The 23,161-nt window shown below is 50.3% G+C and carries 19 protein-coding genes; 9 read left to right on the top strand and 10 right to left on the bottom strand.

Going from position 1 to position 23,161, the window contains the following annotated elements:
- Positions 1-22: 22 nt before the first annotated feature.
- Together KS4_RS13475 and KS4_RS13470 are read right to left on the bottom strand one after the other, a co-directional pair.
- Complete coding sequence (locus KS4_RS13475; protein WP_145079100.1) at positions 23-898, bottom strand: rhomboid family intramembrane serine protease; 876 nt, start codon at positions 896-898, stop codon at positions 23-25.
- Positions 895-1,524 (bottom strand): NUDIX hydrolase, encoded by a 630-nt coding sequence (locus KS4_RS13470; RefSeq protein WP_145079097.1) that lies wholly within the window; start codon positions 1,522-1,524, stop codon positions 895-897. The genes KS4_RS13475 and KS4_RS13470 overlap by 4 nt, the downstream gene beginning before the upstream one ends.
- Before the next feature lie 65 nt (positions 1,525-1,589).
- On the opposite strand from KS4_RS13470, the gene KS4_RS13465 reads away from it, so the two are divergent.
- Positions 1,590-2,978: an ArsB/NhaD family transporter gene (locus tag KS4_RS13465; RefSeq protein WP_200761254.1), complete on the top strand. Its 1,389-nt coding sequence runs from the start codon at positions 1,590-1,592 to the stop codon at positions 2,976-2,978.
- Positions 2,979-3,580: 602 nt separating this feature from the next.
- On the opposite strand, the gene KS4_RS13460 is transcribed toward KS4_RS13465, so the two are convergent.
- The gene (locus KS4_RS13460) at positions 3,581-4,666 is read right to left on the bottom strand and encodes an aldo/keto reductase (RefSeq protein ID WP_145079095.1); all 1,086 of its coding nucleotides are present in this window, start codon (positions 4,664-4,666) and stop codon (positions 3,581-3,583) included.
- Positions 4,667-5,143: 477 nt separating this feature from the next.
- Positions 5,144-6,085: a CDP-alcohol phosphatidyltransferase family protein gene (locus KS4_RS13455; RefSeq protein WP_145079092.1), complete on the bottom strand. Its 942-nt coding sequence runs from the start codon at positions 6,083-6,085 to the stop codon at positions 5,144-5,146.
- Positions 6,086-6,151: 66 nt separating this feature from the next.
- On the opposite strand from KS4_RS13455, the gene KS4_RS13450 reads away from it, so the two are divergent.
- From KS4_RS13450 to KS4_RS13440, 3 genes are all read left to right on the top strand, one after another.
- Positions 6,152-6,727 carry a DUF2752 domain-containing protein gene (locus KS4_RS13450; protein WP_145079089.1) on the top strand — a complete coding sequence of 192 codons (576 nt, stop codon included), beginning with the start codon at positions 6,152-6,154 and terminating at the stop codon, positions 6,725-6,727.
- 196 nt (positions 6,728-6,923) lie between these two features.
- Positions 6,924-7,559 (top strand): hypothetical protein, encoded by a 636-nt coding sequence (locus KS4_RS13445; protein WP_145079086.1) that lies wholly within the window; start codon positions 6,924-6,926, stop codon positions 7,557-7,559.
- 55 nt (positions 7,560-7,614) lie between these two features.
- Positions 7,615-8,349, top strand: coding sequence for a hypothetical protein (locus KS4_RS13440; RefSeq protein ID WP_145079083.1), 735 nt, complete (start codon positions 7,615-7,617; stop codon positions 8,347-8,349).
- Positions 8,350-8,407: 58 nt separating this feature from the next.
- On the opposite strand, the gene KS4_RS13435 is transcribed toward KS4_RS13440, so the two are convergent.
- From KS4_RS13435 to KS4_RS13420, 4 genes are all read right to left on the bottom strand, one after another.
- Positions 8,408-10,000, bottom strand: a complete 1,593-nt coding sequence (locus tag KS4_RS13435; protein WP_145079080.1) for a sensor histidine kinase — start codon at positions 9,998-10,000, stop codon at positions 8,408-8,410.
- A 21-nt stretch (positions 10,001-10,021) separates the two neighbouring features.
- On the bottom strand, positions 10,022-10,675 hold the full coding sequence (locus tag KS4_RS13430; RefSeq protein WP_145079077.1) for a response regulator: 654 nt from the start codon (positions 10,673-10,675) through the stop codon (positions 10,022-10,024).
- A 173-nt stretch (positions 10,676-10,848) separates the two neighbouring features.
- The gene (locus KS4_RS13425) at positions 10,849-11,076 is read right to left on the bottom strand and encodes a hypothetical protein (RefSeq protein WP_145079074.1); all 228 of its coding nucleotides are present in this window, start codon (positions 11,074-11,076) and stop codon (positions 10,849-10,851) included.
- A 181-nt stretch (positions 11,077-11,257) separates the two neighbouring features.
- Entirely contained in the window at positions 11,258-13,270 is a 2,013-nt protein-coding gene (locus KS4_RS13420) for a methyl-accepting chemotaxis protein (RefSeq protein ID WP_145079071.1), read from the bottom strand.
- Positions 13,271-13,589: 319 nt separating this feature from the next.
- On the opposite strand from KS4_RS13420, the gene KS4_RS13415 reads away from it, so the two are divergent.
- The 5 genes from KS4_RS13415 to KS4_RS13395 all read left to right on the top strand — a co-directional run bounded on the left by KS4_RS13415 (position 13,590) and on the right by KS4_RS13395 (position 20,732).
- Positions 13,590-14,945: a tRNA guanosine(34) transglycosylase Tgt gene (locus tag KS4_RS13415; RefSeq protein WP_200761253.1), complete on the top strand. Its 1,356-nt coding sequence runs from the start codon at positions 13,590-13,592 to the stop codon at positions 14,943-14,945.
- 244 nt (positions 14,946-15,189) lie between these two features.
- Positions 15,190-15,630, top strand: coding sequence for a preprotein translocase subunit YajC (yajC, locus tag KS4_RS13410; RefSeq protein ID WP_145079068.1), 441 nt, complete (start codon positions 15,190-15,192; stop codon positions 15,628-15,630).
- Between the two features lie 188 nt (positions 15,631-15,818).
- A complete protein-coding gene (gene secD / locus KS4_RS13405) occupies positions 15,819-19,520 on the top strand; it encodes a protein translocase subunit SecD (RefSeq protein ID WP_145079066.1) in 3,702 nt (1,233 codons plus the stop codon).
- Between the two features lie 186 nt (positions 19,521-19,706).
- On the top strand, positions 19,707-20,219 hold the full coding sequence (locus KS4_RS13400; protein ID WP_145079063.1) for a MarR family winged helix-turn-helix transcriptional regulator: 513 nt from the start codon (positions 19,707-19,709) through the stop codon (positions 20,217-20,219).
- A gap of 36 nt (positions 20,220-20,255) precedes the next feature.
- Positions 20,256-20,732, top strand: a complete 477-nt coding sequence (locus KS4_RS13395) for a DoxX family protein (RefSeq protein WP_145079060.1) — start codon at positions 20,256-20,258, stop codon at positions 20,730-20,732.
- Positions 20,733-20,742: 10 nt separating this feature from the next.
- Here the strand turns inward: KS4_RS13395 and KS4_RS13390 are convergent, their stop codons facing one another.
- Together KS4_RS13390 and KS4_RS13385 are read right to left on the bottom strand one after the other, a co-directional pair.
- Entirely contained in the window at positions 20,743-21,564 is an 822-nt protein-coding gene (locus KS4_RS13390) for a class I SAM-dependent methyltransferase (protein WP_145079057.1), read from the bottom strand.
- Between the two features lie 112 nt (positions 21,565-21,676).
- Positions 21,677-22,582 (bottom strand): MBL fold metallo-hydrolase, encoded by a 906-nt coding sequence (locus KS4_RS13385; protein WP_145079054.1) that lies wholly within the window; start codon positions 22,580-22,582, stop codon positions 21,677-21,679.
- Positions 22,583-23,161: the final 579 nt, after the last annotated feature.

Here is a 23,161-nt window from a genome sequence, read left to right as displayed (position 1 = left end):
GGGGTAGTGGGGGGGACAGGGGTCACCCCACATTCTTCCGCTGTCGATCCGTCGCCTGCTGCAAAATCTTCTTCTCTCTCTTCGTTAGTGACTGCAACCCATGATCCCGCACTTTGTCCAGAATCTGATCCACTTCGATATCGAAGTTCTCAGTTTTCTGTTTGCGATAGACCTGCCGCGCCTCGCGGCTTTTCTTCGTCACGCCCCCCATCGATAGTCGATCCGCCCAGTCCAAACTCCGTGGCCGCTTCACCAGCAAATAACCAAATAACGCTCCGCCCAAATGAGCCGCCTGTCCACCCGCATTCTCGCCGCCACCAAACGACACGAATAATGCAATCCCCAAAAAGATCAACGCCATCGCCCGCATTGAGATCGGGATCGGCGGGAACAGCATCTGAACACGCATATCCGGATACAACACCGCAGCCGCCACCAAGATCCCAAACAGTGATCCCGACGCACCGACTAAAATCGTGTTAGGCCCAACATCCAAAATCCCCACAAATCCCATCAGCGACATCAAGATCGATCCGCCCACACCACAGATCAGATAAAACGCCAAAAACCGTCTCGACCCCCACCATCTTTCAATCAGCGGCCCGAAAAAGTACAAACCCAGCATGTTGAAGAAAATGTGCCCCAACCCACCATGTAAAAACTCATAACTCGCAAACCGCCAGATCTGCCCACCATAAATCGCCTGAGCGATATTGTAATTCCCAATCGCCTCCAGCCACTTACGTCCCGCCGCCATCCCAATAAAGTGATCCAGCACAAAAACCGCCACATTAATCCCGATCAGCCACCATACCACCGACGCATTCGCCATGCGGCCAAATCCCATACCACCTTGCTCATCTGTATCCCGATAATAATCGCGGTTTTCAAAACTCATAACGCTTCGCCACCTGTTTCCGTGCCGCCACTTAAAAACGTATTGTAATACAGTATCAACGCGATACTCTTCGCATCCTCAATCTCCCCCGCCTGTATCATTTCCATCGTCTTACTCATAGGCACCGCTTCAGTCGTAATCTTCTCAGTCTCATCTAATTTCTGCCCCACGTACCTCAAATTTCGCGCCACATACCCATGCAATTTCTCCGTCACCATTCCCGGACATGCATAAAACCCCGCAACCCGCTCAATTTGTTCCGCCTCATATCCCGTTTCTTCCGACAATTCTCGGCCCGCCGCTTCGTCCAGTTTCGCCTCCTCGCCCGTCTCCAATGTCCCCGCAGGCAGCTCCCAAAGCGTTTTCCCCAGCGCAAACCGCTCATTTCGTATCAACACGACTTTCACCTCTCCCTGTTCGTGTGATCTATCTTCCACGCCCATCGCTGACTGGCACCGATCCTCCTCATCCTCTGCCCCCATCTCCAGTAGCGGCAAAATCACCACCGCATTCGCCGACTTGATATATCCTCGCCGCAGAGCGCCCCCGCTGCGTTTTTTTAGATCCACTTCATAAACATCAAATCGCTCCGTCTGATAAACCTTTTCGCCTTGTAATTCGCTCATTATCGTGACTCGTCTATTTGCTCTTTTTCTCTTATCTGCCGTACTACAGCCGATACCAGTTCATGATGTCACAGACATCATACGCCATACACTTCAAGCCCACGACCACTGGTCGTGGTGTCCTGCAATCAGCACCATGTATTGGCCATCGCACTTTCAATCCTCGCTTGCGTCCTTTCCTCGCACTAACAACGAGCATTATTCTCCCCCACACCATGACCACTGCCGTCATCATCATCTTCATCCTCGTCTACCTCGGCATGATCGCTGGCCGCATCCCATTCTTACGTGTGGATCGCACCGGCATCGCCTTGCTCGGCGCCGTCGCCATGCTCCTCACCCGTGAACTCACCGTCACCGGCGCTTGGCAAGCCGTCGACGCCTCCACCATCTTCCTGCTCTTCGCCCTCATGGTCATTTCCGCCAATTTCGCCCAGTCCGGCCTCTATGCGCTGATTACCCGCAACATTATCGTTACCAACATCACACCCAAATTCCTATTACTCATCGTGATCTTCGTCATCGCATTCCTCTCCGCACTGCTCGCCAACGACATCGTCTGTCTTGCCACAACCCCCGTTCTTCTTTCCGCATGTATGCAGCGGAAACTCAACCCCATCCCTTACCTGATCGCGCTTGCTTGCGCCGCCAATATCGGATCTGCCGCCACCCTCATCGGCAATCCCCAGAATATCCTCATCGGGGAAGTTCTCCGCCTGTCCTTTCCCAAGTATCTCGCCATGGCCATCCTTCCCGTGACACTCTCCCTCATTGTTACCTGGGGGATCATTGTTCTGTTGACTCCAGATTTTAAAGCAAAAAACAGTTTTAAAATTTCTAAAAAAATTGAGAAAGACGATGCTGCTAATCAGGCATTAGATTGGCCGCGTGCGATCCTCACCAGTCTTATCCTCATTGTCATCGTTGGCTTCTTCCTCTTCACAACCTTTCATAAACCTATTGTTGCGTTAGCCGGTGCTTCCTTGCTTCTGCTTTCTCGCAAACAACACACTGCCTCAATCTTAAGCCGAGTCGATTGGCAACTCCTTCTCCTCTTCATTGGATTGTTTATCGTCAACGACGCGCTCTATCAAACCCAAACCCTTCCTGAAATTGTCAAGACGTTAGCTAACTACCAGATAGATTTGGAAAGTCAGGCGCCGCTTTACGTGATCACCGCGATCCTCTCAAACCTTGTCTCAAATGTCCCTGCTGTTCTTCTGCTCCTCAATGTCGTCACCGAGCCGAGCTACGGGCCGCTTCTTGCTCTTTCCTCCACCCTTGCGGGTAATTTCATTATCGTTGGCTCAATCGCCAACATTATTGTCGTCACCCAAGCCGAACGCGGCGGCATCAAAATCGACTGGCTCACCCACGCCCGAATCGGCATCCCCGTTACCATCACCACCCTCGCCCTCACCGGCTTATGGCTAGCACTCCTCAACAGTTTTTAGTTCCTCTCCCCCCCCCCCCCCCCAATCCCCTCAATCTCAATCCCTGTTTTTCAAAATAAGTCTCTTCCCCCCCCCCCCCATCCCCCCGCGCCCCCAACGTTCCCCAGCATCCTCCAGCGTCCTCCAGCCCTATGTCCCAGAATAGAGTTCCCGCTTTCAATCACGCTCTATCTTTTAAGTTCAATGATCAGCACTCCGTTTAGCTGTCTAATCATCAGTTAGAATATATGTAAATTGCCTATCTGAAACGTGCGCACATGCGCGTGTTTTGTTTACTGATCAAACGAAAATAGACTAACATACGGTTAGACTACCTGTGCGCGAATTTTGCGCGCTGTTTGTACAACCATATTCAGATCAAGTACTTAGCGGGGCAGGGCGGATTTTCGCAAATTGGCGACTTGATGCTGTTTCGGTCAAAAACCGTCAAAGAAGCCTTAACTATGGTTAAAAACAGCATGAAAACAGTCAGAAATTGATCGTGACGGATATCACTCGGGAGAGAGTTTGGTTCACTTCTGTGCGCGCATGCGGGTTGTCATTGCATAAGAAAAACCGAGGCATCGAGCCTCGGCTTTAAGGTCTTGTTTAATAAGCGATGATCAGGCTGTGACAATCTCAGGCTTAATATATTGACTGGAGATCGCGCCGGTTTCGGTGATCGAGGATTTGTGATCACATGGATGAGCTTCCTGTCCAAGATCGAAATCCGTGTCATACCATGCCTGTACTTTTTCAAGCACGTCTTGCGGTAAACCTTGTCCATCAGCGACCTTGGCGTAATCGTCAATATCAGCATTGGTCAGGATGTTGGGTTCAACAGAAACCATAGCGGGTTGTGAAGCGAGCCAACGGAATGCGAATTGACGCAATGACAGGCCGAGTGCTTCGGCAAGTGGTCGGATCATATCATTCTTTTTGAGGCCATAGATGAGCCAGTTTTTGTCGCGGAATTTTCGATGATCGTTCTGCGCAAACTTGTGGTCAGGTGATGAAAATTCATCATCGAGCATCCCGGAGTTTGTGGGCACGCGAGAGATGACACCGCCACGTCCGCGGGCGGCTGCGATTTCGCAGCATTCGCGGCCGGGGTCTTGTTCGTACATGTTGAAAACAGTCTGGACGGTGGCGGCGTTGTAGCGGTTGAATGCGTCCCAGCATTCTTCACGCCAGCCGATGGCGGGGCCGACGGCAATGCCCCAGTGACGGATTTTGCCTTCGGTCTGGAGCTTGTTCATGGTGTCGAGCAGTTCATCGTTGTAGTGCTCAAGCTTGATGTTGTGAGCTTGGTAGAGGTCGATGAAATCTGTGCCGAGGTTTTTGAGAGAGTTTTCGAGGTCTTTTCGGATGAAAGCTTCGGAGAAGTCTTGTGGACGTTCTCTGTGTGATTGCTCGGAGCGGCTCGCGCCTGAGGGGGGGGATAGGTCGTAGCCGAATTTTGTGGAGACGATGATATTATCGCGGCCTGCATAGGTGATGGTGTCTTTGAGACGCAGTTCGGCGGTGCCGTTGCCGTAGGCTGGGGCTGAGTCGAAGAAGTTAACGCCTTGATCGAAGGCGTAGTTCTGGACGGCGACGGCCTGCTCGTCGGTGAACTCGCCCCACCAGTTAGCACCGAAGGTAAAGTTGCCGAAGCCGAGAAGGCTGATGTCGAGGTCGGTTCCGGGGATGTTACGTTTCTGGATCATGGTTCTCGCTCGCAATGCAATAGCGGTTTTATTCAGTGCAGCGCATGAGCAGGCGAAAGGTATGAGAGCATGAGGGGAGGGTGGGGGGAATGCTGCGGATGAATTGTGAATCGTTAAATAGGAGTGCGGTAATGGCACTCAAACAACACCAATGTCTTTATATAAGTCTTTGATATAAAGACAGAAAGGACTCTCCCAAGTCCTGTTGATACATGATAGCAATTGGTGGTGTGGGGGGGAAGGCGAGGGGGAGGAAGAAGTGTTAGTGCTAGAAATTGAATGAGGGATAGGTTAGTGGGAATGAGTTTGGCAGGGGTTGCAGGCGTGATGAAATGAGGGCAAGCAGTGAGGCGTCGCGGCGGCTAACGGATGCTTAGGCTAATTGTTGATTAGTTCATCTGAAGTTTGCGTGCGATGATAAAACACCCTGCTATCGGCGGTGGCAGGCTTAAAAATAATTGAGTGGTGAGAAGTTGTTTAGTCGTTGTCGTGATTATCGTCGATGTCTTGAGGTGCGATAGGAGGATCGGGGACGATGTGGGAGGGAGCGTGTTCGGGGCGGAAGAATTTGTTGTAGTAATACATGAAGGGTGCGGAGAGTGCGTAGGTTGAAAAGACGATGGCGAGGGTGAGTTGTGGGCGAACCATGAGAAGGATGAAGAGGATTGAGCCGTAGGCGATGTTGTGGAAGGGGACGCGGCCTTTGGCGTATTTGTTGAGGACGTGGATGTAGCGGAAGTTTGAGACCATGCCGATGGCAGCGGCGAGCATGACAAAGACCATGATGCCAGCGGTTAGTGAGAGGGTCCAGTATCCTTCGATACCGCTCTGGCGGAGGAAGTGTTCGTGGAGGAGCGTGAGTGATGCGACGGTGCCTGCGGCGCCGGGTGAGGGGAGGCCTTTGAAGGAGGTGTGGTCGGGCGAATCTTCTTCGTGTTCGATATTAAAGCGAGCGAGACGGAGAGCGGCGCAGGAGACGTAGATGAAAGCGACGAGAAGTGCGATGCGGTTGAAGATGGAGTCGTCGTGAGGCGGGCCGAAGAAGGGGAGGCCGACGTTGACGAGTTGTACGCAGAGGAAAGCGGGGGCGACGCCGAAGGTGACCATGTCGGACATGGAGTCGAGTTGTTCGCCGAGATCGGAGGTTGATTTGGTGAGTCTTGCGACGTGGCCGTCGAGGCCGTCGAGTACCATGCCTGCGAAAATGAAGATGGCGGAGAATGTGAGTGGTGACCAGTTCATGGGGAGTTGGAAGCCGTTGTCGGGTCGGTGAGCGGCGGCGGCGAGGAAGATGGCGGCAAAGCCACAGAGGGCGTTGCCGAGCGTGAGTGCTGAGGGCAGTACGGAGATGCCGCGGCGTGTGAGTCTTTTTCTACGGCTGGTCAATGCTGGTTCGCTTTCGAGATTAAGGGGTGACATGCGGACTATTGTACGCGGTTTGGTTGAGGATGCATGTGTTGAAGGGGTGGGCTATGCTATGGGAGTATGTTAGAGCCAAGTGAGGAACAATTTGAGGGTGAGCAGGCCCGATTGGGTGGCGCGGAGATACCGGAGGCGGTGAGCGCCTGTGATGATCATCGGCGTGTGCATCCGGGGAGTCTGAATGGTTTGCCACGGGATGAGGCGGGGCGGCGTGAGGTGGCGAGGCGAAATCGGGTGATGGGTGGTGTGTTTTTAGGGGTTGTGCTGTTTCCGCTGCTGTTGGCTTGGTTGGTGTTGAGTCCGGAAAATGGGTTGCAGCAGACGATGAATATCCCGCCATGTGGTTTTAAGTTGAGTACGGGGTTGCCATGCTTGACGTGTGGGATGACGACGTCGTTTACGCATGCGGTGCGGGGTGATTTATGGATAGCATTTTTGATCCAGCCGTTTGGGATGATGTTGAGCGTGGTGTGTGCGGGGCTGAGCTGGGTGTTTGGATGGGCGGTTGTGAGTGGAATGTCACTTGATTCGGTGGGGCGATTTTTGTGGCGGCCGCGAGTGGTGGTGCCTGTGGTTGTGCTGCTGGTGCTGAGTTGGTTGTACAACGTGGTGGCAACGATGTCGGGATTCCATACGTGACAGATAAGGCAAAGTGGACAAGTTGTTACCGCATCGTGATGGGAATGGGTACAATGGCGTGGCAAAAGTAGGGGGGCAGGTGGTTGTGTAAATCTAAAGCAAGAAGTTTTACGTCAGGGGAAACATGCGGGGTGGTGCAGGCGTATGACCAGTGCTGTGAGCTAGAAACAGAAATAAAGGTTATGGAACAGGCATGATGAACAATCGAACGAAGTTGATGGGTGTGATGTTGATGGTGGCTGGTCTGATGACGATGGGCGGCTGCAATATTATTGGTTGGATGGCTGCGCCGTATGGGTCGGATGAGAGTGTGATCGAGGTGAAGGCTGAGTACACGAAGCTTGAAGGGAAGAAGATTGCGGTATTGGTCGCCGCATCGGATGAGATTTTGTACAAGTATAATGAAGCGATTTTGCGGACGAGTCGTGCGATCACGGCGCGGATGGCGGAGAACATGCCATCGATTCGTGTGATGGATCCGACGACGGTATTGGCTTATCAACGAAATAATCCGTTCTGGAGCACGTCGGGTTATGAGAATCTGATTGATGCACTGAATGTGGATGCTGTTGTTGTGGTGGATTTGAGTGAGTACAGGACACACGAGCCTGGGAACAAGTATCAGTGGAAGGGGATTGTGGCGGGGCATGTGACGGTGGCGGAAGGTAATGAGGCAGTGTTTGCACAGACGGTGCGTGCGGAGTTTCCAGAAGATTCGAAGGTGGGTGTGCTCGATTCGAGCGATGAAAAAATACAGCTTGGGATGCTCTCGATCTTTTCACGGGATGCGGCAGGGCTGTTTTACGATCATGAGATCGTTCGCAAGAAATAATGTGTATGGTGGACTAACGAACGGATAGATAACGCAAGGTTATAGGGGAATCGAGATGAACCGACAGGTATGCATGCTGGGTTTGATGTTGGTGGTGTTGGGTGGGATGGGTGTCGCATCGGGGTGCGCGGGTTTTGCGTTTGTGGCTGATTTTATTCAGGGCGGGAAGGTGAAGGCTGCGTATGTGTTGCCAACGGATAAGACGCTGGTCATGGTGGATGATCCGATGGGTGCGGTGCCAAATTCGCAGATCTTACGGACGATCACCACGAATATTGAGCATTACATGCAGCGTGAGATGATCGATCCGGTGATTGAAAAGAATAAAAAGATCGAGGACCCTGAAAAGCTTGAATCGTATGTGACGTTGATTCCATCAGATAAGATTTATGGGTTGGAGGATGAGGTCGGGGAAGATTTTGCAAAGATGCCTATCAATCGGATAGGTAAGCGATTGGATGCGGATCAGGTGGTGTATGTGAGCATTAAATCGTTTACGATTCATTATGCGGGGAATGTGTACCGGCCGAACGCGACGGTTGAAGTGAAGGTGATTGATTCGAAGACGGGCAAGCGATTGTTCCCAGAAGCGAAAAAGATTGTGGATCGTACGATGACGCCGCCGGGCTATATGTTGAAAGTGGAGTTGCCGTATCAGGGTGTGAACTTTGATGGGCCTAGTATTGAGCTTCAATTGCGACGTGAGTTGGCTGAACAGATTGGCAAGCAGGTTGCGGAGGTATTTTATGATCACCGTCAGCCGCAGCCGGGAGATTCGCTGCCGGGATAAGGCGAATAGATGAATGGATGATTGAACGCCCTACAATGTGGGGCGTTTTTTTATTGGTTTAGATAGAGAAAGAGAAGGAGCTGCCAAGGTTTGGTGTGCTTTCGCACCAGATGAAGCCTTGATGGGCGTCGATGATGCTTTTGCAGATACCGAGGCCGAGGCCCGAACCACCGCGTTGCCGGGAGCGGGCTTTGTCGACACGGTAAAAACGCTCGAAGATGTGTTTTACATCTTGAGGGGCAATGCCTATGCCCGTGTCGGAGACGGTTAATGTGGTTTTTCTCGCAGTTTGAGTGATCGTGATGGTGACCGATCCGTTAGGCGAATTGTAGGTGATCGCGTTAGAAATAAGGTTGGTAATGACCTGGGTGATTTTGACTTTGTCTGCGGTGATGGTGGCGGGTTGTGTGTTGAGGTGCAGGGTGATGTTGTTTTGTTGAGCGAGTGGGGTGGTCATCTCAATGCAGAAATGCGCAGCGTCTGCAAGATCAAACGTTTCAGGATTGAGTTTGAGGCGATTCTGATCAGCGGCGGCGAGGATAAGCAGATCGTCGACGAGTTGTTTCATGCGATGTGCAGACCGTTGGCAACGCTGAAGTGCATCTTTGTATTCTGCAGTGTCGCGGTCGCGGCGGAGTGCGAGATCAATCTGTGAAACGAGGATGGCGAGCGGTGTGCGGAGTTCATGGGAAGCGTCAGCGATGAATTGATTTTGCTGATCGAAGCTGCCTTTGAGACGATCAAACATTTGGTTAAGGACGAGGGCGAGTTGGCCGAGTTCGTCTTCGGTTTTTTCAAGGTCGATGCGTTGATCAAGATTGGAGGCTGATATGGTTCGAGCGGTGTTGGAAATTTTGTTGATTGGTTCGATGGCGCGTCCTGTGAGCCACCAACCGCCGAGGAGACCAGCAGCGAGGATGATTGTGCCGAGGAAGATGGATGTGTTTTTGATGATAACGATTTCGGCGCGTTTGAGATCAAGTGGGCGGCCGGCGAGGACCCAGACATCCTTGTCGAAGAGAAGGATTTCACGCCACGAATCTCTGTTTCTGTAGTGGATTTTATTTGTGTCAAGTGTTGCTGTGTTAGGGAGTGAGAAGATGTCGGAGTAGCCACGGTAGATGATGCGTTGATCGTTGGAGAGGTCTTGCCAGATGGTAAGGTAAGGTTTTTTGAGTTGCTGCGGGGTTTCGCTTTTCCAAGGGTTAGGGGTTGGCGTTCGGTTTGGTGGTGTGGCGAGTTTTTGAAGGTTGGGTTTATCTAATTTGGGGTTAGATGAATTTGGGATTTGTGGTTGGGCTTGTGATTTGGCTTGGTTTTCGTATTGGAGCCACCAGCGTTCGTTGTCCTCACGCCTGTCATTGAGTAGGTTCGGGTTGGTGTTGGATTCCCAATACTGGTCGTCAAGTATTGTGTTTGGGTTTAGAGGTTCAGTATGTGAGGGTGGCTGGCTTTGTAACTCTTGATTTCGGAAAGTGATGAGCGCATTGCCAACATCGTAAAGAAGTTCCTCATCGATTAGGTTGTATGAGGTACGATTGACGAGTTGAAAGAGGGTGATGCCGAAGATGCTGAGGAGGAGGATCAGCAATGCGGCATACCCGCCTAGTAGTTTGATGCGTGTAGATTTTATGCGGATTTTGTGATTCATGATCGCTGGGAAGTTCGTGGATTAGTCGATAATATATCCCATGCCTCGGCGGGTTGTGATGATATTTTTATCTAGTTTTTTGCGTAAATTTGAGATGTGTACTTCGATAACGTTCGAAAGTGAATCATCGAATTCATCGACGAGGGTGTCGTAGAGTTTTTCTTTGCTGATGACTTTGCCACGATTGAGGGTGAGGCATTCAAAGATGGCGTATTCACGGGGTGTGAGGTCAATGGGGTTGTCGTTCAGTAAGACAAGGTGTTTGTTGATATCGATGGTAAAGTCATCGACATGTATGGTGTTTTGTGAGGTGTCATGATTGCGGCGGATCAGTGATCGGATGCGAGCGAAAAGCTCATCGAGTTCAAATGGTTTGATGAGGTAATCGTCGGCGCCAGCGTCGAGACCTGTGACACGATCTTCGATGGAGCCGCGAGCGGTGAGAATGAGGACGGGGGTTTTAGAGCCTGATTGTCTGAGTTGCTTGAGGATTTCGAGGCCGGGGATATGAGGGAGCATGAGGTCGAGGACGATGGCGTTGTAGGTGTGTGATTGTGCTTTGTAAAGACCTTCTTCGCCGTCTTGTGCTTCATCGATGGCATAGCCTTGTTCGCGGAGGGCTTGGGCGATGACGTGCAGGAGATCGGTTTCATCTTCGATGACGAGTATGCGCATATTTATGATTCCGAAGTAATGGATACGGGCTTAATTTTAACGGTTTATTTTTTAAATCAAAACTGCACCGGGCAGGAGCCAGGTGCAGTTTGATCGGGTGATGTACGAAATGTGAGAGAGTTCGTAATGACACCTTGTGAAAGATTGAATGTCGTTAAATGACCAAAAGGGTCTTATTTTTTAGGCGTTTGCTTTTTAGAATCTTTTTGTTCTTTCTTGTCGGCGGGTGCTTTTTCCTTGTCGGTAGCACCTTCCTGATTCTTAGCGCCGTCGGCGTCTTTGACTTCCTTCTTTTCGACACGTGGAGCGGTTTTGCTTGGGGCTACTGTTTCTGCGAAGAGATTTGTGCCGCCGAGTGTCAGTGCGCCGAGAGCGAGAACGAGAGAGAGCTTAGTTTTCATATGTTTTCCTTTCTAAAGGTTAGATCGAGGTGCAGTTCGATCTTTGAGTTGCGTGATAGATTAGCTGAGGGAACCTTAAGGCAGAGTGAAGTGTTTTTGTTTTTAAAATGCGCAAAGAAAACGACACAGGCTTTGGATCAGAGCCTGTGTCGAGTGGAGGGGGGAGGTAAGGATTTAAGGATTATGCCGCTTCACGGGTTTTGAACTGGCCAACGAGTTGCTTAAGCTCTTCGGCGCGTTCAGAGAGATGATTGGATGCTTGAGCGGCTTGTGTTGTGCCTTGCTGTGATTGAGCGGTGACGGCTGAGATCGCCTGTATGTTGGATGAGATTTGCTCTGAGGCTGCGGATTGCTGTTCCGAAGCTGCGGCAATGGTTTGGATCATGCCAGCAATTTTATCTGCACCGTCCATAATTTCACCAAGTGAATTGCCGGCTTGTGTTGCGGTGTCAACACCTTGCTCGACGTTTGATTTACTCGCATCCATTTTTTCAATCGCGGAATTGGTTTGCGTTTGAATGGCGTCAATGAGTTCGGTGATGTCGTCGGTCGCTTTGGTGGTACGGTCGGCAAGTTTGCGTACTTCATCGGCGACAACGGCGAATCCCCGGCCATGTTCACCGGCTCGTGCGGCTTCGATGGCTGCATTGAGTGCGAGGAGATTGGTTTGGTCAGAGATGTCGTTGATGACGCTGATGATCTCGCCGATTTTCTCAGCTTGTTTGCCAAGTTCTCCGATGAGTGAACCGACTTGTGTTGAGTCACTGGATATTTGTTTGATACCGTTGACGGTTTGGCTGACGATGTTGCCGCCAGATTCTGCGAGATCTTTCGCGTTATCAGCGTAGTCCTTGGCTTCGTGGCTGCGAGAGGCAACTTCGACAATCGATGCGGACATTTCCTCAATAGCTGATGAGACTTCTGTAACCTGTGCGTTCTGTTCTGACATACCTTGAGCGATCTCTTCGCTGGATGCGGCGATCTCAGTTGCAGCTCCTGCAACTTCTTGTGTTGTTAACGAGACGTTCAGGATGATGTCATGTACTTTTTCAGCAAAATTGTTGAATGCATCTGCAAGGTCGCCGACTTCATCGTCTGTTTTTCTATCAAGACGTTTGGTGAGGTCGCCTTCACCCTGCGAGATATCGTTCATGCCGTCCACGACTTCGATAATGGGGCGGCTAATTTTGCCGGCGATATACCAGATGAGTAGGCCGGCGGTGATAAGGCAGATGAAGCCTAGGCCGATCATTTCAATTAATGCAATTTTTGCGGGTGCGAGGATGAGATCTTCGGGTACGGTCATGAGGACGGTAGCGTATTGGCTGCCGGCATCAATTTGATTGGGTTGAAAGACTTTGAGTTTTCCATCATTCCACCAGTTCATGGGTGTTCCGCTGATGATGGTGTCTCGGTTTTTTGCAAATTGCGAATCGAGTTTTGCTTCGTCTTTATTGAGGTTGTCAGGTTTGTTGGTATAGCCCATCACGAAAGCATTGGGGCTGAGAATAACCATGTTGGCTTGGCCGTCGTAGAGATTGTAGGAATCCGCGAGTTGCTGCATACCTTTAAGTGGGAAATCTAGGCCAGCAACACCGACGGTTTGGTTGTCAATGATGATTGGGACACTGAATGTGGCGATGAGGACATCTTTGCCGCCGATTTTGTAGTAGTACGGATCGGTCATGTGTGCTTTGCGTGTACGGTATGAAACTTGGGCCCAATCTTCGACGTTGGATTCATCGTCGGCGCCGAACTGCCATTCGAATTGGTTGCCGGAGATGCGGCCACTGTACCAGAGCGAGTGTTTTGAAGCTTCGAGTTTGTATTGCTCGCTGTTGGTTGTGATGCCGGGGCGGAAATAAATCCAGGCGCCTACGTGTTCGGGGTTATCGACAAGTGCTTGTTCTAGGATGGCTTGTACTTGCTGTGGATCTTTAACTTTAGAGAGGTTTTCGTCAAGGCTATGCGCTGCATAGCCGGCAAGTATGCGACTCATCGATATGTTTTTGTCGAGTGTACTCTTGATGATACGCGAGGCATCAAATGTGTTTTTTAATGCTTCCTGTTCGGCATAGGATTTGGCGTCAGACCAAGCTTTCCAGCCGGAGAAAATTGTGGAGGTAAGGATCGTTAGTGTGAGTGCAAGCCCCGACCAAAAAGTGATCTTTGCACGTACAGACTTGAAGTTCATGGTTCATGTCCTTCTAATAAATAGATAGATAGAGAGATTGATACAAAACCTTTCCGTTGCATGTGGGAGCATGCAGGGAAAACGAAAATACTGTTGTTGTTTGAGTTCGTCAGGAGAAATGGCGTGCCATACCTAAGAAACTCAAGCGGCTATTTATTTGCCCCTTAAGTTGGTATGCCCTAACGGTGGTAGTATCGTCCGCTATGGGGTGGGGCTGTATTGTTTTAAATGGAAAGACGCAGTTTTTTAAAGGGGGTTTTATGGAAGTTGTTTTGCGAGGTTGGTGAGATGTTGGGGTGAGCCGGATTGGATTCGAGTCGTGATTCTCATTAAACTTTCTCGAATGGCTGAATCCCCGCTTAAATTTGAGATCGAGGTACGTGACCAGACGACACAGGCTCGCTTGGGACGTGTGAGTACGTTACATGGTTCATTTGATACACCGGCGTTTATGAATGTCGGTACTCAGGCGACAGTGAAAGGTTTGCTGCCAGAGCAGGTCGAATCGCTTGGCGCACAAATTATATTGGGAAATACATATCATTTGATGCTGCGTCCAGGATCTGAGTTAATTGATCAGATGGGCGGGCTGCATAAGTGGATGCGATGGGATAAACCGATCCTTACGGACTCGGGTGGGTTTCAGGTTTTTAGTTTGGCTGACATCAACCGTATGACTGAGGATGGGGTTGTGTTCCGTAATCACTTGAACGGTTCATTGATTGATATGACGCCTGAACGATCGATGCAGGTACAGAATCATTTGGGTTCGGACATCATGATGGCATTTGATGATTGTCCGCCTGCTAAGAACGTTAACGAGCACGCGCGGCAGCGGTCGGCTCAATTCAAGAATGTGGGCGGTGGTAACAAAGCGAAGCCGACACGTGGGGATGTGAATAAGCTACGTTCAAAGGGGGAAGCTCAAAGGCAAGAAGAACAACAGGGTGGTGATAAATCAAAACGCTGGAGCAAGGGAGGAGTCGATCCTGCGCTTGGTGCGGGGATGGATGATGCTGCATACATTCAGCGTGTGAAAGAAGCGAATGAGCGAACCATTCGTTGGCTTGAGCGTTGTAAGAAAGCTCATGCCCGGAAATCGGAGCAGGCGCTCTTTGGGATCTGCCAAGGGGGGACGGATTATGAGCAGCGTGAGTGGTGTGCAAAGCGTGTCTCCGAATTGGATCTGCCCGGCTATGCGATTGGCGGCGTTGCGGTGGGGGAAGGGCCGGAGGAGATTAAGAAGGTTGTGCAGTTTACGGCTCCGCTGCTCCCGGAGGAAAAGCCACGGTATCTGATGGGTGTGGGTTATGAGCGAGATATCCTGCTGGCTGTTCAGGCGGGTGTGGATATGTTTGATTGTGTGTTGCCGACTCGGAACGGGCGGAATGCGAATGCGTTTACTTCAACGGGACAGATTCGGCTGAAGAACGCGAAATTTGCGACAGATCCGAATCCAATCGAAGATGGATGTGATTGCCCTGCTTGTTCGGGTGGGTTCTCCAGATCGTATCTGCGGCATCTCTTTCGGGCGGATGAAATGCTAGGTGGGATACTTGTTTCTGCACATAACATCCGGCATTTCCAAAGGTTTATGCTCGACATACGTGCTGCGATACGTCAAAATGACTGGTCTTTGATCCGCACGAAGTGGCCTGTCGCTTTTGCAGAGTAGGGAAGCTGGTATATATCTTTGTCAGACAAGCACTTGTGGTCTGTGTATACTGGCTGAAACGCCCGAAGTGTTGCTGTAGGAATACTGCGTTCCTGAGGTTGTTGACTGAAATATGAGGTCGGCATCCACAAAAGGGTGTGTGATCCAGCAACTTTTGGACAGGCCGTTAAAATAGATGGATCGAAGATTAGGCTCGCATCGAATCTGATGCGGGCTGATAACAAAGCAAGAGAGACGAAACAAGATGCTTGATAAATTCCTCGCAACGTACACACTCGCACAAACTGAAGAGTCGGGCCCGCCGACACTTAACACCGTGACTCAGGAAGGCGCCGCAACTACGCAAGCAGACGGCAGCCCAGATGCGAGTGGTGGTAACGGCAATGGGACAGCTCCCGCGCCAACAGGCGGTGGCAACCAGTTCCTGTTTGTCATGATCGCTGTCTTGGCAGTCGTTTGGTTCTTCATGATCCGTGCTAACGGCAAAGATAAAAAGAAAAAGGCCGCATTGGTTGCTTCGATGAAAAAGGGCTCCAAAGTCCAGACCATCGGTGGCGTCCTCGGCACAATCGTTGATATCCGTGACGATGTTGTTGTTGTGAAAATTGATGAAAACAACAACACACGCATGCGATTCAACCGCACTGCGATTCAGACGGTGATCGACGATAAAGAAAAAGAATAAATTGATCAGCAATCAGAAGCCGTGGGTCATACCCTGCGGCTTTTTTGCCTGATAAATGCTCATTTACGCAATCAGCCTCAAAGGGCAGGGGCCTCATCGAAAGATAGGTTCGGCAAGTACAGCACCTCACGTGATGCGATGAAAACATCCGGTTATTGATTTAGATTTTTAAAAAGCGAACGGTCATTATGAAATATCCTATCTGGAAGCCAATTCTGATCCTCATTGTCTTGGCAGCCTGTTCAACGCTGCTCTGGCCACCTCAGACCAAACTCAAACGCGGTATCGACCTGGCTGGCGGTACGACGATGGTTTACGACGTGAAAGTACCTCAAGGTGCTGATGCACGTCAGGTCATCGACGAAACGATTGCTGTCTTGCAACGCCGTGTTGACCCAAGCGGTGTGCGTAACCTCGTGTGGCGACAGATTGCGGGTAACCGCATCGAGATCCAGATGGCATTGCCTTCGGACGATGTGAAAGAAGCTCGCGAGAACTACATCGAAGCACGTGAAGACGTGCTCGCGCTCAATATCAATAAGAGCACCATCGATGCAGCACTCAAGAAGCAACAAGCAGAGCGTGAGGCTGACTTCCAGAAGCTTTCAGGCGGCAACGAAGCCTATCTCGCAAAGCTCCAAAGCCTTTACGCGGCCTATCGCAATCTTGATGAAGCGGCAGGCCCCTATAAAGAACTGACCGCAGCTTATGCTGAAGCACAAAAAGAAGCGTCGCCTAATGCAGACGAAATGCTTCAGCAGATGATCGAGGCGACCGAAGCCTACGTGAACTCGAAAGAAGCCTATAACCAGCAGGAAAATGAAGTTCTCGCTTCCAACCTGACTGCAGGCGAACTCGACCGCGTTCTTGATCTGACAACTGCAGCGCCCGGCGAAGTTGGCATCGCTGCACGTCAAGAAGCCGTCAATCTGCTCAAGACTGAGCATCCGAATCTTGCATCACAAATTGATAACGTCGTAACCGCGTTCAATGGCTACGTTGGCAACAAGGGCTTGCTTGATGACCCTAACGACCTCATCGCACTTCTTCGCGGCTCAGGTATTCTTGAATTCCGTATCGTTGCAACACCCAACAACCCGATCGTCAACACGAACGATTATCTCACGCAACTCCGTGAGAAAGGGCCACGATTCGGCATCAACCGTCCGTACCGTTGGTTTAAGATTCAGGACGTAGAAAAATTTATCGAACGTGAAGCCGAACGCCGTGCTGCGGAAGAAAACCCCGGTGCATACTTCGCATCACGCGGCCTGGTCGGCGACAACTTCAATGGCGATTACTACGTTCTGCTTGGTAATGCTAACAACAACTCAATGACCAAAGCGCAAGGCGATTGGTCACTCACCCGCGTTTATCAAACCGCAGATCAGCAAGGCTTTCCCGCTGTCAGCTTCCAGCTCAACGCAGTCGGCGCACAGCTCATGGGGGCGCTCACTGGTGCTCACCAAGGCGAGCAGATGGCCATCGTTCTCGACGGTCAAGTGATCTCCGCTCCAACGCTGCAATCAAAGATTTCATCCAACGGCATCATCACTGGCGGTCAGGGCGGTTTCCAGCCTTCTTACCTCCGTTACCTCGTTCAAACGCTCAAAGCCGGTTCGCTTGAAGGTGAACTCTCTGAGTATCCAATTTCGATCAAAACGACCGGTCCGTCACTCGGCCAAGACAACCTCACCAAGGGCCTTGAGGCCGCATACTGGGCCATCGGCCTCGTTGCCATCTTCATGCTCTGCTACTACTTCTGGGCTGGTGCAATCGCTGACTTCGCACTACTTTTGAACATGGTCATCATCCTCGGTGTCATGTCCATGGTGCAGGCAACCTTCACGCTCCCAGGTATCGCAGGTATCGTCCTCACGATTGGTATGGCTGTTGACGCGAACGTCCTGATCTTCGAACGTATTCGCGAGGAACTTGAAAGCGGTCGTGACACTGGCGCCGCCGTCCGCGAAGGTTTCGGTAAAGCGTTCTCGACCATTCTTGACGCTAATATCACCACCTTGATTACCTGTCTCGTGCTCGGCTATACCGCATCCGCTGAAGTCAAAGGCTTCGCCGTGACACTCGGTATCGGTATCATCGCGACCCTCTTCACCGCACTGTTCTGCACACGTACCATCATCGATACGATCTTTCACTTCCGTATGGCTAAGTCCATCACGATGCTTCCAACGCTCGTGCCAGGCCTCAAGAAGATTCTCCATCCCAACGTCGATTGGGTCGCCAAGCGTTATGCTTTCTTCGCAATCAGTTGCATCCTCATCGTCGCAGGCTTCTTTATGGTCTGGGAGCAAGGCAATGAGATGCTCGACATCGAATTCCGCTCAGGTACACAAGTGTCTTTCGATCTCCGTGAGGGTGAAACCCTTCCGATCTCAACCGTTCGTGAACGTATTGAAAGTTTCGGTATCGTTGCAGCCCTCATACAGCATGGCGATCAGCCGACTGCTGACGAACAAAGCATCTACAACGAGCTGAAAGACAAAGTTTCGCCGATCGTAGCTGAAGCAAAAACACGCTACGAAAACGCGATCGCTGAATATGATGCCGCTATCGCAGCCGGCGAATATAAATCAGAACCAGACGGCCTCGATTTCGAAGACTTCGCTAACTCCGACGTTGTCACCGAAGGTCAAACTCAAAGAGACGATAAGCAAACCCTTGCCAGCGCCTTCTCTATCTCAACACTCATGACGGATTCACAAGCTGTCAGCGACCTGACTAAGATTGCTTTTGAAGACAGTCTTGAAACAACCAAACCAATCGACTTCGACGGTGTTAACGCTGAAAACGTCGCGCTGGCTCCTGTCTTCGCCATCAAATCTGCTGACCTTGGCGCTGATATTGGTCAACCGACTGTCTCAGCTAACGTCAGTGAATACATCGGCGGCGTGGCAACTGTCGTCAAGGGCATGTCCGAGCCGCAAACGACTGAAGAAATCGCACAACGCATCACGCGAATGCGTTTCCAGCCAGCCTATCAATCACTCGGCCACCGTGCCGCTGAAGTCATCGGCATCAATCAGGTTGGCACTAAGAATGTCACCAAGGGCAGCCGCACGGTTCAGGAAGGTGTCTACGACGAAGTCGTCGTCATCACCAACACCGCAGGTTCACCTAACTATGCTGAAGACCCCGACACGCTCGACGATGCAGGCGGCTTCGCTGACACTGAATGGAACCTGATCCGTGATGCACTCCAGCGCGACACCAGCCTCACTGGCGTGACCAACTTCTCGTCTCAGGTCTCATCGACCATGAAACAGCAGGCGATCGTCGCGATGGTGCTCTCACTGCTCGCTGTTGTCGCTTATATCTGGTTCCGTTTCGGATCGCTCCGCTACGGCATCGCAGCCATCTTCGCACTCGTCCATGACGTTGCCATCACACTCGGCCTCGTCGCTATCTGTGGCTGGCTCTACGCTTCTGAAGCAGACATCTTTGAACTCTTCTTACTTGACCCGTTCAAGATCAATCTTGCGATGATTGCAGCCCTTCTCACCATCGTCGGTTACTCACTCAACGACACGATTGTTGTCTTTGACCGTATCCGCGAAAACAAGGGCCGCCTCTCATACATCACACCGAAGATTATCAACGACTCGATCAATCAAACGATCAGCCGTACGATCCTCACCTCCTCAACCACACTCCTCGCTGTGATTACCCTCTACACGCTCGGCGGTTCAGGCGTTCACGGCTTTGCCTTTGCCATGATCATCGGTGTCGTCGTCGGTACCTACTCATCCATCGCGATTGCTTCGCCAACCCTCCTCATTCTTGGTGCTCAAAAGCCATCCAAGAACTCACCCATGTCATCTGATGGCAGCAGTAACGGCGATTATGATCGCAAACCAGTCCTTGACTGATCAACCTCATAGCTAACATGAAAAGCCTCTGCACTGCAGGGGCTTTTTTAATGTCTGTATGTCGTCGAATGTTCTTTAAGTCAAATACTGACGCATTCGGACGTCCTATTTTTAAACAAATATTATTGATAGTTAGGTGCCGAACTATATAATAAGGTACCTAACTAGTATAAGAGAGAGTCAGCGATGACCACACAAACCGTTGTCCCGCAGGATAAAACACGTACTAAACTGATCTCTGCAATTGCGGAGCAGTACCCATCTGCTAATACCGAGTTGATTGAAACACAGCTAGCTTTGATGGATTTTGCTCATCTCACCATTCTTGGCGCAGAATCTCATTTTTCCCAATTTGGTTTATCGCAAGGTCGCTTTGCAATCATGGTGCTGCTCTTTCTACTCAGTAATGAACAATGGACGCCCGCACGTATTGCCCAAACCGTAAGTTCAAGCCGGGCTACCGTTACCGGCTTGTTGAAAAATCTACAAGATCAGCAAATGATTGAGCGTGAATCGAACCCCAGTGATGGCCGATCTTCATTCATAAAACTTTCGCGTAAAGGCAGAAAATTGATCGCAAAGATCCTTCCCACTCACTTCAAGCAAGTGGATCCATTGTTCGATGCTCTAACTAAAAAAGAAAGAATCCAGCTATTAAAACTGTTGGCCAAAATCACACCAACGATTCAGAATCGATAGAACAACAACTTATCATGCAGTAAAGGAACTTTAATTATGCCTGTTTGTAATCAAAGCGATTTGAAGCGACTACAAAACGATATTGGACTGTTGATGCTACGCTTATCACTTGGCATCCTGATGCTCTTTCACGGTATTTCAAAAATTTCCGGAGGTATCGATGATATTAAACTCGATCTTATTGATCAAGGCCTTCCAGGTGTCATGGCCTATGGTGTGCACCTTGGTGAAACCGTTGCGCCTATTCTTATCATAGTTGGTTTTTTAATTCGACCAGCTGCCGCAATTTTAGCCTTCACGATGATCATGGCTGTCTATTTAACCGATGGGCTTGGAGGTTTCGCGTTGAATGAACATGGCGGCATTGAAATTGAACTCAATCTACTCTACATGTTCGGTGCTTTCACGCTTTGTTTTACAGGCCCAGGTCGTCTGAGCCTTTCCCAACTCTTCTATCGAAATAAAAAGAGTCAAGTAAATACGCACGAAAAAGAGTTGGCTTCTAGTTCGTAATATGATTGCACTAATGTCTCGGATACACATCAAACCGGAACGACTTGCCCTTGTGGCTTGCTTCCGGTTTCTTATGCGCTTCATTGATCAGTGGTGGCGCATGGTTTGGTCGTTTGACCACAACCCGCTTATTTGCGACCGCAATCGCTTGTTCAAAAAGGCCAACCGTGTTATCCGAATCCGCTTCATCGTGTCCCAGTAACTGCCTTAAAAACCAGATCGATTTTTTTGTTCGCGCTGATACATGACGTTTCTTCTCGGGGTACATCGGATCAAGATACACCACGTCATATGCATCGGATTCTAATTCGCGCATTGTAGTGATCGCATTGCCGGGCCTCAGATCCATCCGCCCAACAATCTCAGCCAATCCTTCGTCCCCTTGACCCGCTTTATTGATTGCATCTCTAAGCATTGCATAGACGAGTGGATGTTGTTCGATCAGGGTCACTTCACACCCAAATGCAGCCAGCAGGAATCCGTCTTCCCCAAGCCCCGCTGTGCAGTCCAGAACCTTGGGTCGCCACGCATCTCCCCGTTTAATTCCCACCGCTTTTGCGATCGGCTGCTTTAGTGATCGTCCATGCCCTGACTTCACATCAATGCCTGTCAGATCAAATTGCAGTGATCCCAGTTTCCCCCCCATCTTCTTGTCCATCTTTAAAAACCGAACGATCAGCCGCTCATCGTTTTTATCCCAATCAACCACCGCATCAAACCCCTTGATAACCGCCTGTCCTTGATCCTCAACCAATTCCCCCACATCACTAATCATCGCATAGTGATCTGCTGCCCCCTTGGTAACCGCCAATCTGAAACTATCTTCCTGCATCAAAACATTATACCCAACCCTACCCACGCAAGAAAAAGCCCTGCAATCGCAGGGCTTTCATGATCACTAAAATTGTTGTAAAGCGTTAAAAATGCTTCTTGAGCTGTGATTATTAATCTTCAGCCTCTTCCAACTGCTTCTGATATCGCTGCTTGTTCGTCCGGTTATCCATCAATACAAACAGCTTGTCCTGATACTCACGCGGAATTCGTTCATTCAGCGTCTTCTTCACTTGAGCAATGTGCGTTCGTCGCGAAGTATGCACAAGCACGACCGCATCCGATTTTGCCTTTTCAAGCAGCTCAATCACATTGTCCAGATGTAAATGCTTGCCGACGCCCGCCCTTGATTTGTGATCATCTTCCAAGAACGTACATTCTGTAATCAAGATCTTCGCGTTCAGTACATCCTCACGATCAAAATGATCACCCCACATCGTGTCACCCGTATAACATACCAACGGGATATGCAATGTCTGCGTGATTTCTTCCCCCTTCTCCTTCATCGCAAGCAACTGCTCCTGTGGCAGGCCCACCAAATCACTACGCAACTTCGATCGCTTCTCAATCACCGTATACCCAAGCGAAGGCACCGTATGCTGCGTTTCAAATCCCTTCAGGAAGATATTGTTTTTGATTTCAACCTCTTCCTCGTGAGCCAGGCCAATCACCTTGTATGGCGTCTTCTGCGCTTCCAAATCCACCCAAGCGCCCATCACATTATGAATCGCCTGCTCAATCGCCTTCGGGCAGACCACCGTCCCGGCCCCCATTCCCTGGAAGTATCGTTGCGAATAGTAATAGGCAATCCCAGCCGCATGATCCATGTGCCCATGCGTTAGCGCACAAAAGTTACTCGTCAACGCCGTCCTCGGCGCCAAACCAATATCAAAAACCAAATCTAACTCAGGGATCTGCACCACCGATTGCTCACCAGCAATCGAGATGCCTTGAATGCGATACGGGGGAATATAGAGAAAGCCTAAATTCGGATTACGCGCCGGTTCACGTGGGATCATCACGAACACCTTACATCTTTCGCAGCGACATTTTTAAAACGCCGAAACCATGCATGTCGCTGCTAATACTACGATGCACGATGATCCGGGCAATTGGCCGTGTGGGGTTCGAACCCACATCCGCTTTCCTTTTCCAGAAAAACAGTCCATTCCAAGAACCTATGACAGTCTCAGACGGCCCTGCAACTTCCCTTATACGGGGGCAATAAATACTGTGCCTTACATCATTATTCACTGGACTGGATTTGTAATTTAAGCAGCCAACCCACGAATAACATTTCGTTCTCCGCAATCGACCAACCAGTCAATGCGTGAGTAATGACGAGCGACACTCTAAAAGTATTGCAGCGCCCAGCCCCCTTGTAAAGTCCTTTAGCCCATCCCACATCCTCCTTTCCCTCAACCCCCTATCTCCAATCACTTAACCTTTGTTTTCGCCAATATTTTTCTGATCAAGACCCCAAACTTTTCACCCTGTTTTTCATGTCCGATACCGATTATCATAGTGCTGTCACATCAGTCGCTTTCTTTTAACCCTCACAACGGCCTATAGTGACATATATTTCACGCTAATTACGG

Source organism: Poriferisphaera corsica (genome assembly GCF_007747445.1).
In the GTDB taxonomy this organism is placed as follows: Bacteria; Planctomycetota; Phycisphaerae; order Phycisphaerales; family Phycisphaeraceae; genus Poriferisphaera; species Poriferisphaera corsica.
The sequence above is the reverse complement of the archived record's forward strand: the minus strand, read 5'-3'. Positions and strand labels throughout refer to the sequence as shown.

Excerpts from the sequence above, each read along its gene's own strand:
- KS4_RS13435 (WP_145079080.1), bottom strand. The coding sequence starts at position 10,000 with ATGAATCACAAAATCCGCATAAAATCTACACGCATCAAACTACTAGGC.
- KS4_RS13430 (WP_145079077.1), bottom strand. The coding sequence starts at position 10,675 with ATGCGCATACTCGTCATCGAAGATGAAACCGATCTCCTGCACGTCATC.
- KS4_RS13450 (WP_145079089.1), top strand. The coding sequence starts at position 6,152 with ATGTTAGAGCCAAGTGAGGAACAATTTGAGGGTGAGCAGGCCCGATTG.
- KS4_RS13395 (WP_145079060.1), top strand. The coding sequence starts at position 20,256 with ATGCCTGTTTGTAATCAAAGCGATTTGAAGCGACTACAAAACGATATT.
- secD (WP_145079066.1), top strand. The coding sequence starts at position 15,819 with ATGAAATATCCTATCTGGAAGCCAATTCTGATCCTCATTGTCTTGGCA.
- KS4_RS13390 (WP_145079057.1), bottom strand. The coding sequence starts at position 21,564 with ATGCAGGAAGATAGTTTCAGATTGGCGGTTACCAAGGGGGCAGCAGAT.
- KS4_RS13475 (WP_145079100.1), bottom strand. The coding sequence starts at position 898 with ATGAGTTTTGAAAACCGCGATTATTATCGGGATACAGATGAGCAAGGT.
- KS4_RS13470 (WP_145079097.1), bottom strand. The coding sequence starts at position 1,524 with ATGAGCGAATTACAAGGCGAAAAGGTTTATCAGACGGAGCGATTTGAT.
- KS4_RS13385 (WP_145079054.1), bottom strand. The coding sequence starts at position 22,582 with ATGATCCCACGTGAACCGGCGCGTAATCCGAATTTAGGCTTTCTCTAT.
- KS4_RS13425 (WP_145079074.1), bottom strand. The coding sequence starts at position 11,076 with ATGAAAACTAAGCTCTCTCTCGTTCTCGCTCTCGGCGCACTGACACTC.
- KS4_RS13460 (WP_145079095.1), bottom strand. The coding sequence starts at position 4,666 with ATGATCCAGAAACGTAACATCCCCGGAACCGACCTCGACATCAGCCTT.
- KS4_RS13465 (WP_200761254.1), top strand. The coding sequence starts at position 1,590 with ATGTCACAGACATCATACGCCATACACTTCAAGCCCACGACCACTGGT.
- KS4_RS13420 (WP_145079071.1), bottom strand. The coding sequence starts at position 13,270 with ATGAACTTCAAGTCTGTACGTGCAAAGATCACTTTTTGGTCGGGGCTT.
- yajC (WP_145079068.1), top strand. The coding sequence starts at position 15,190 with ATGCTTGATAAATTCCTCGCAACGTACACACTCGCACAAACTGAAGAG.
- KS4_RS13400 (WP_145079063.1), top strand. The coding sequence starts at position 19,707 with ATGACCACACAAACCGTTGTCCCGCAGGATAAAACACGTACTAAACTG.
- KS4_RS13445 (WP_145079086.1), top strand. The coding sequence starts at position 6,924 with ATGAACAATCGAACGAAGTTGATGGGTGTGATGTTGATGGTGGCTGGT.
- KS4_RS13455 (WP_145079092.1), bottom strand. The coding sequence starts at position 6,085 with ATGTCACCCCTTAATCTCGAAAGCGAACCAGCATTGACCAGCCGTAGA.
- KS4_RS13440 (WP_145079083.1), top strand. The coding sequence starts at position 7,615 with ATGAACCGACAGGTATGCATGCTGGGTTTGATGTTGGTGGTGTTGGGT.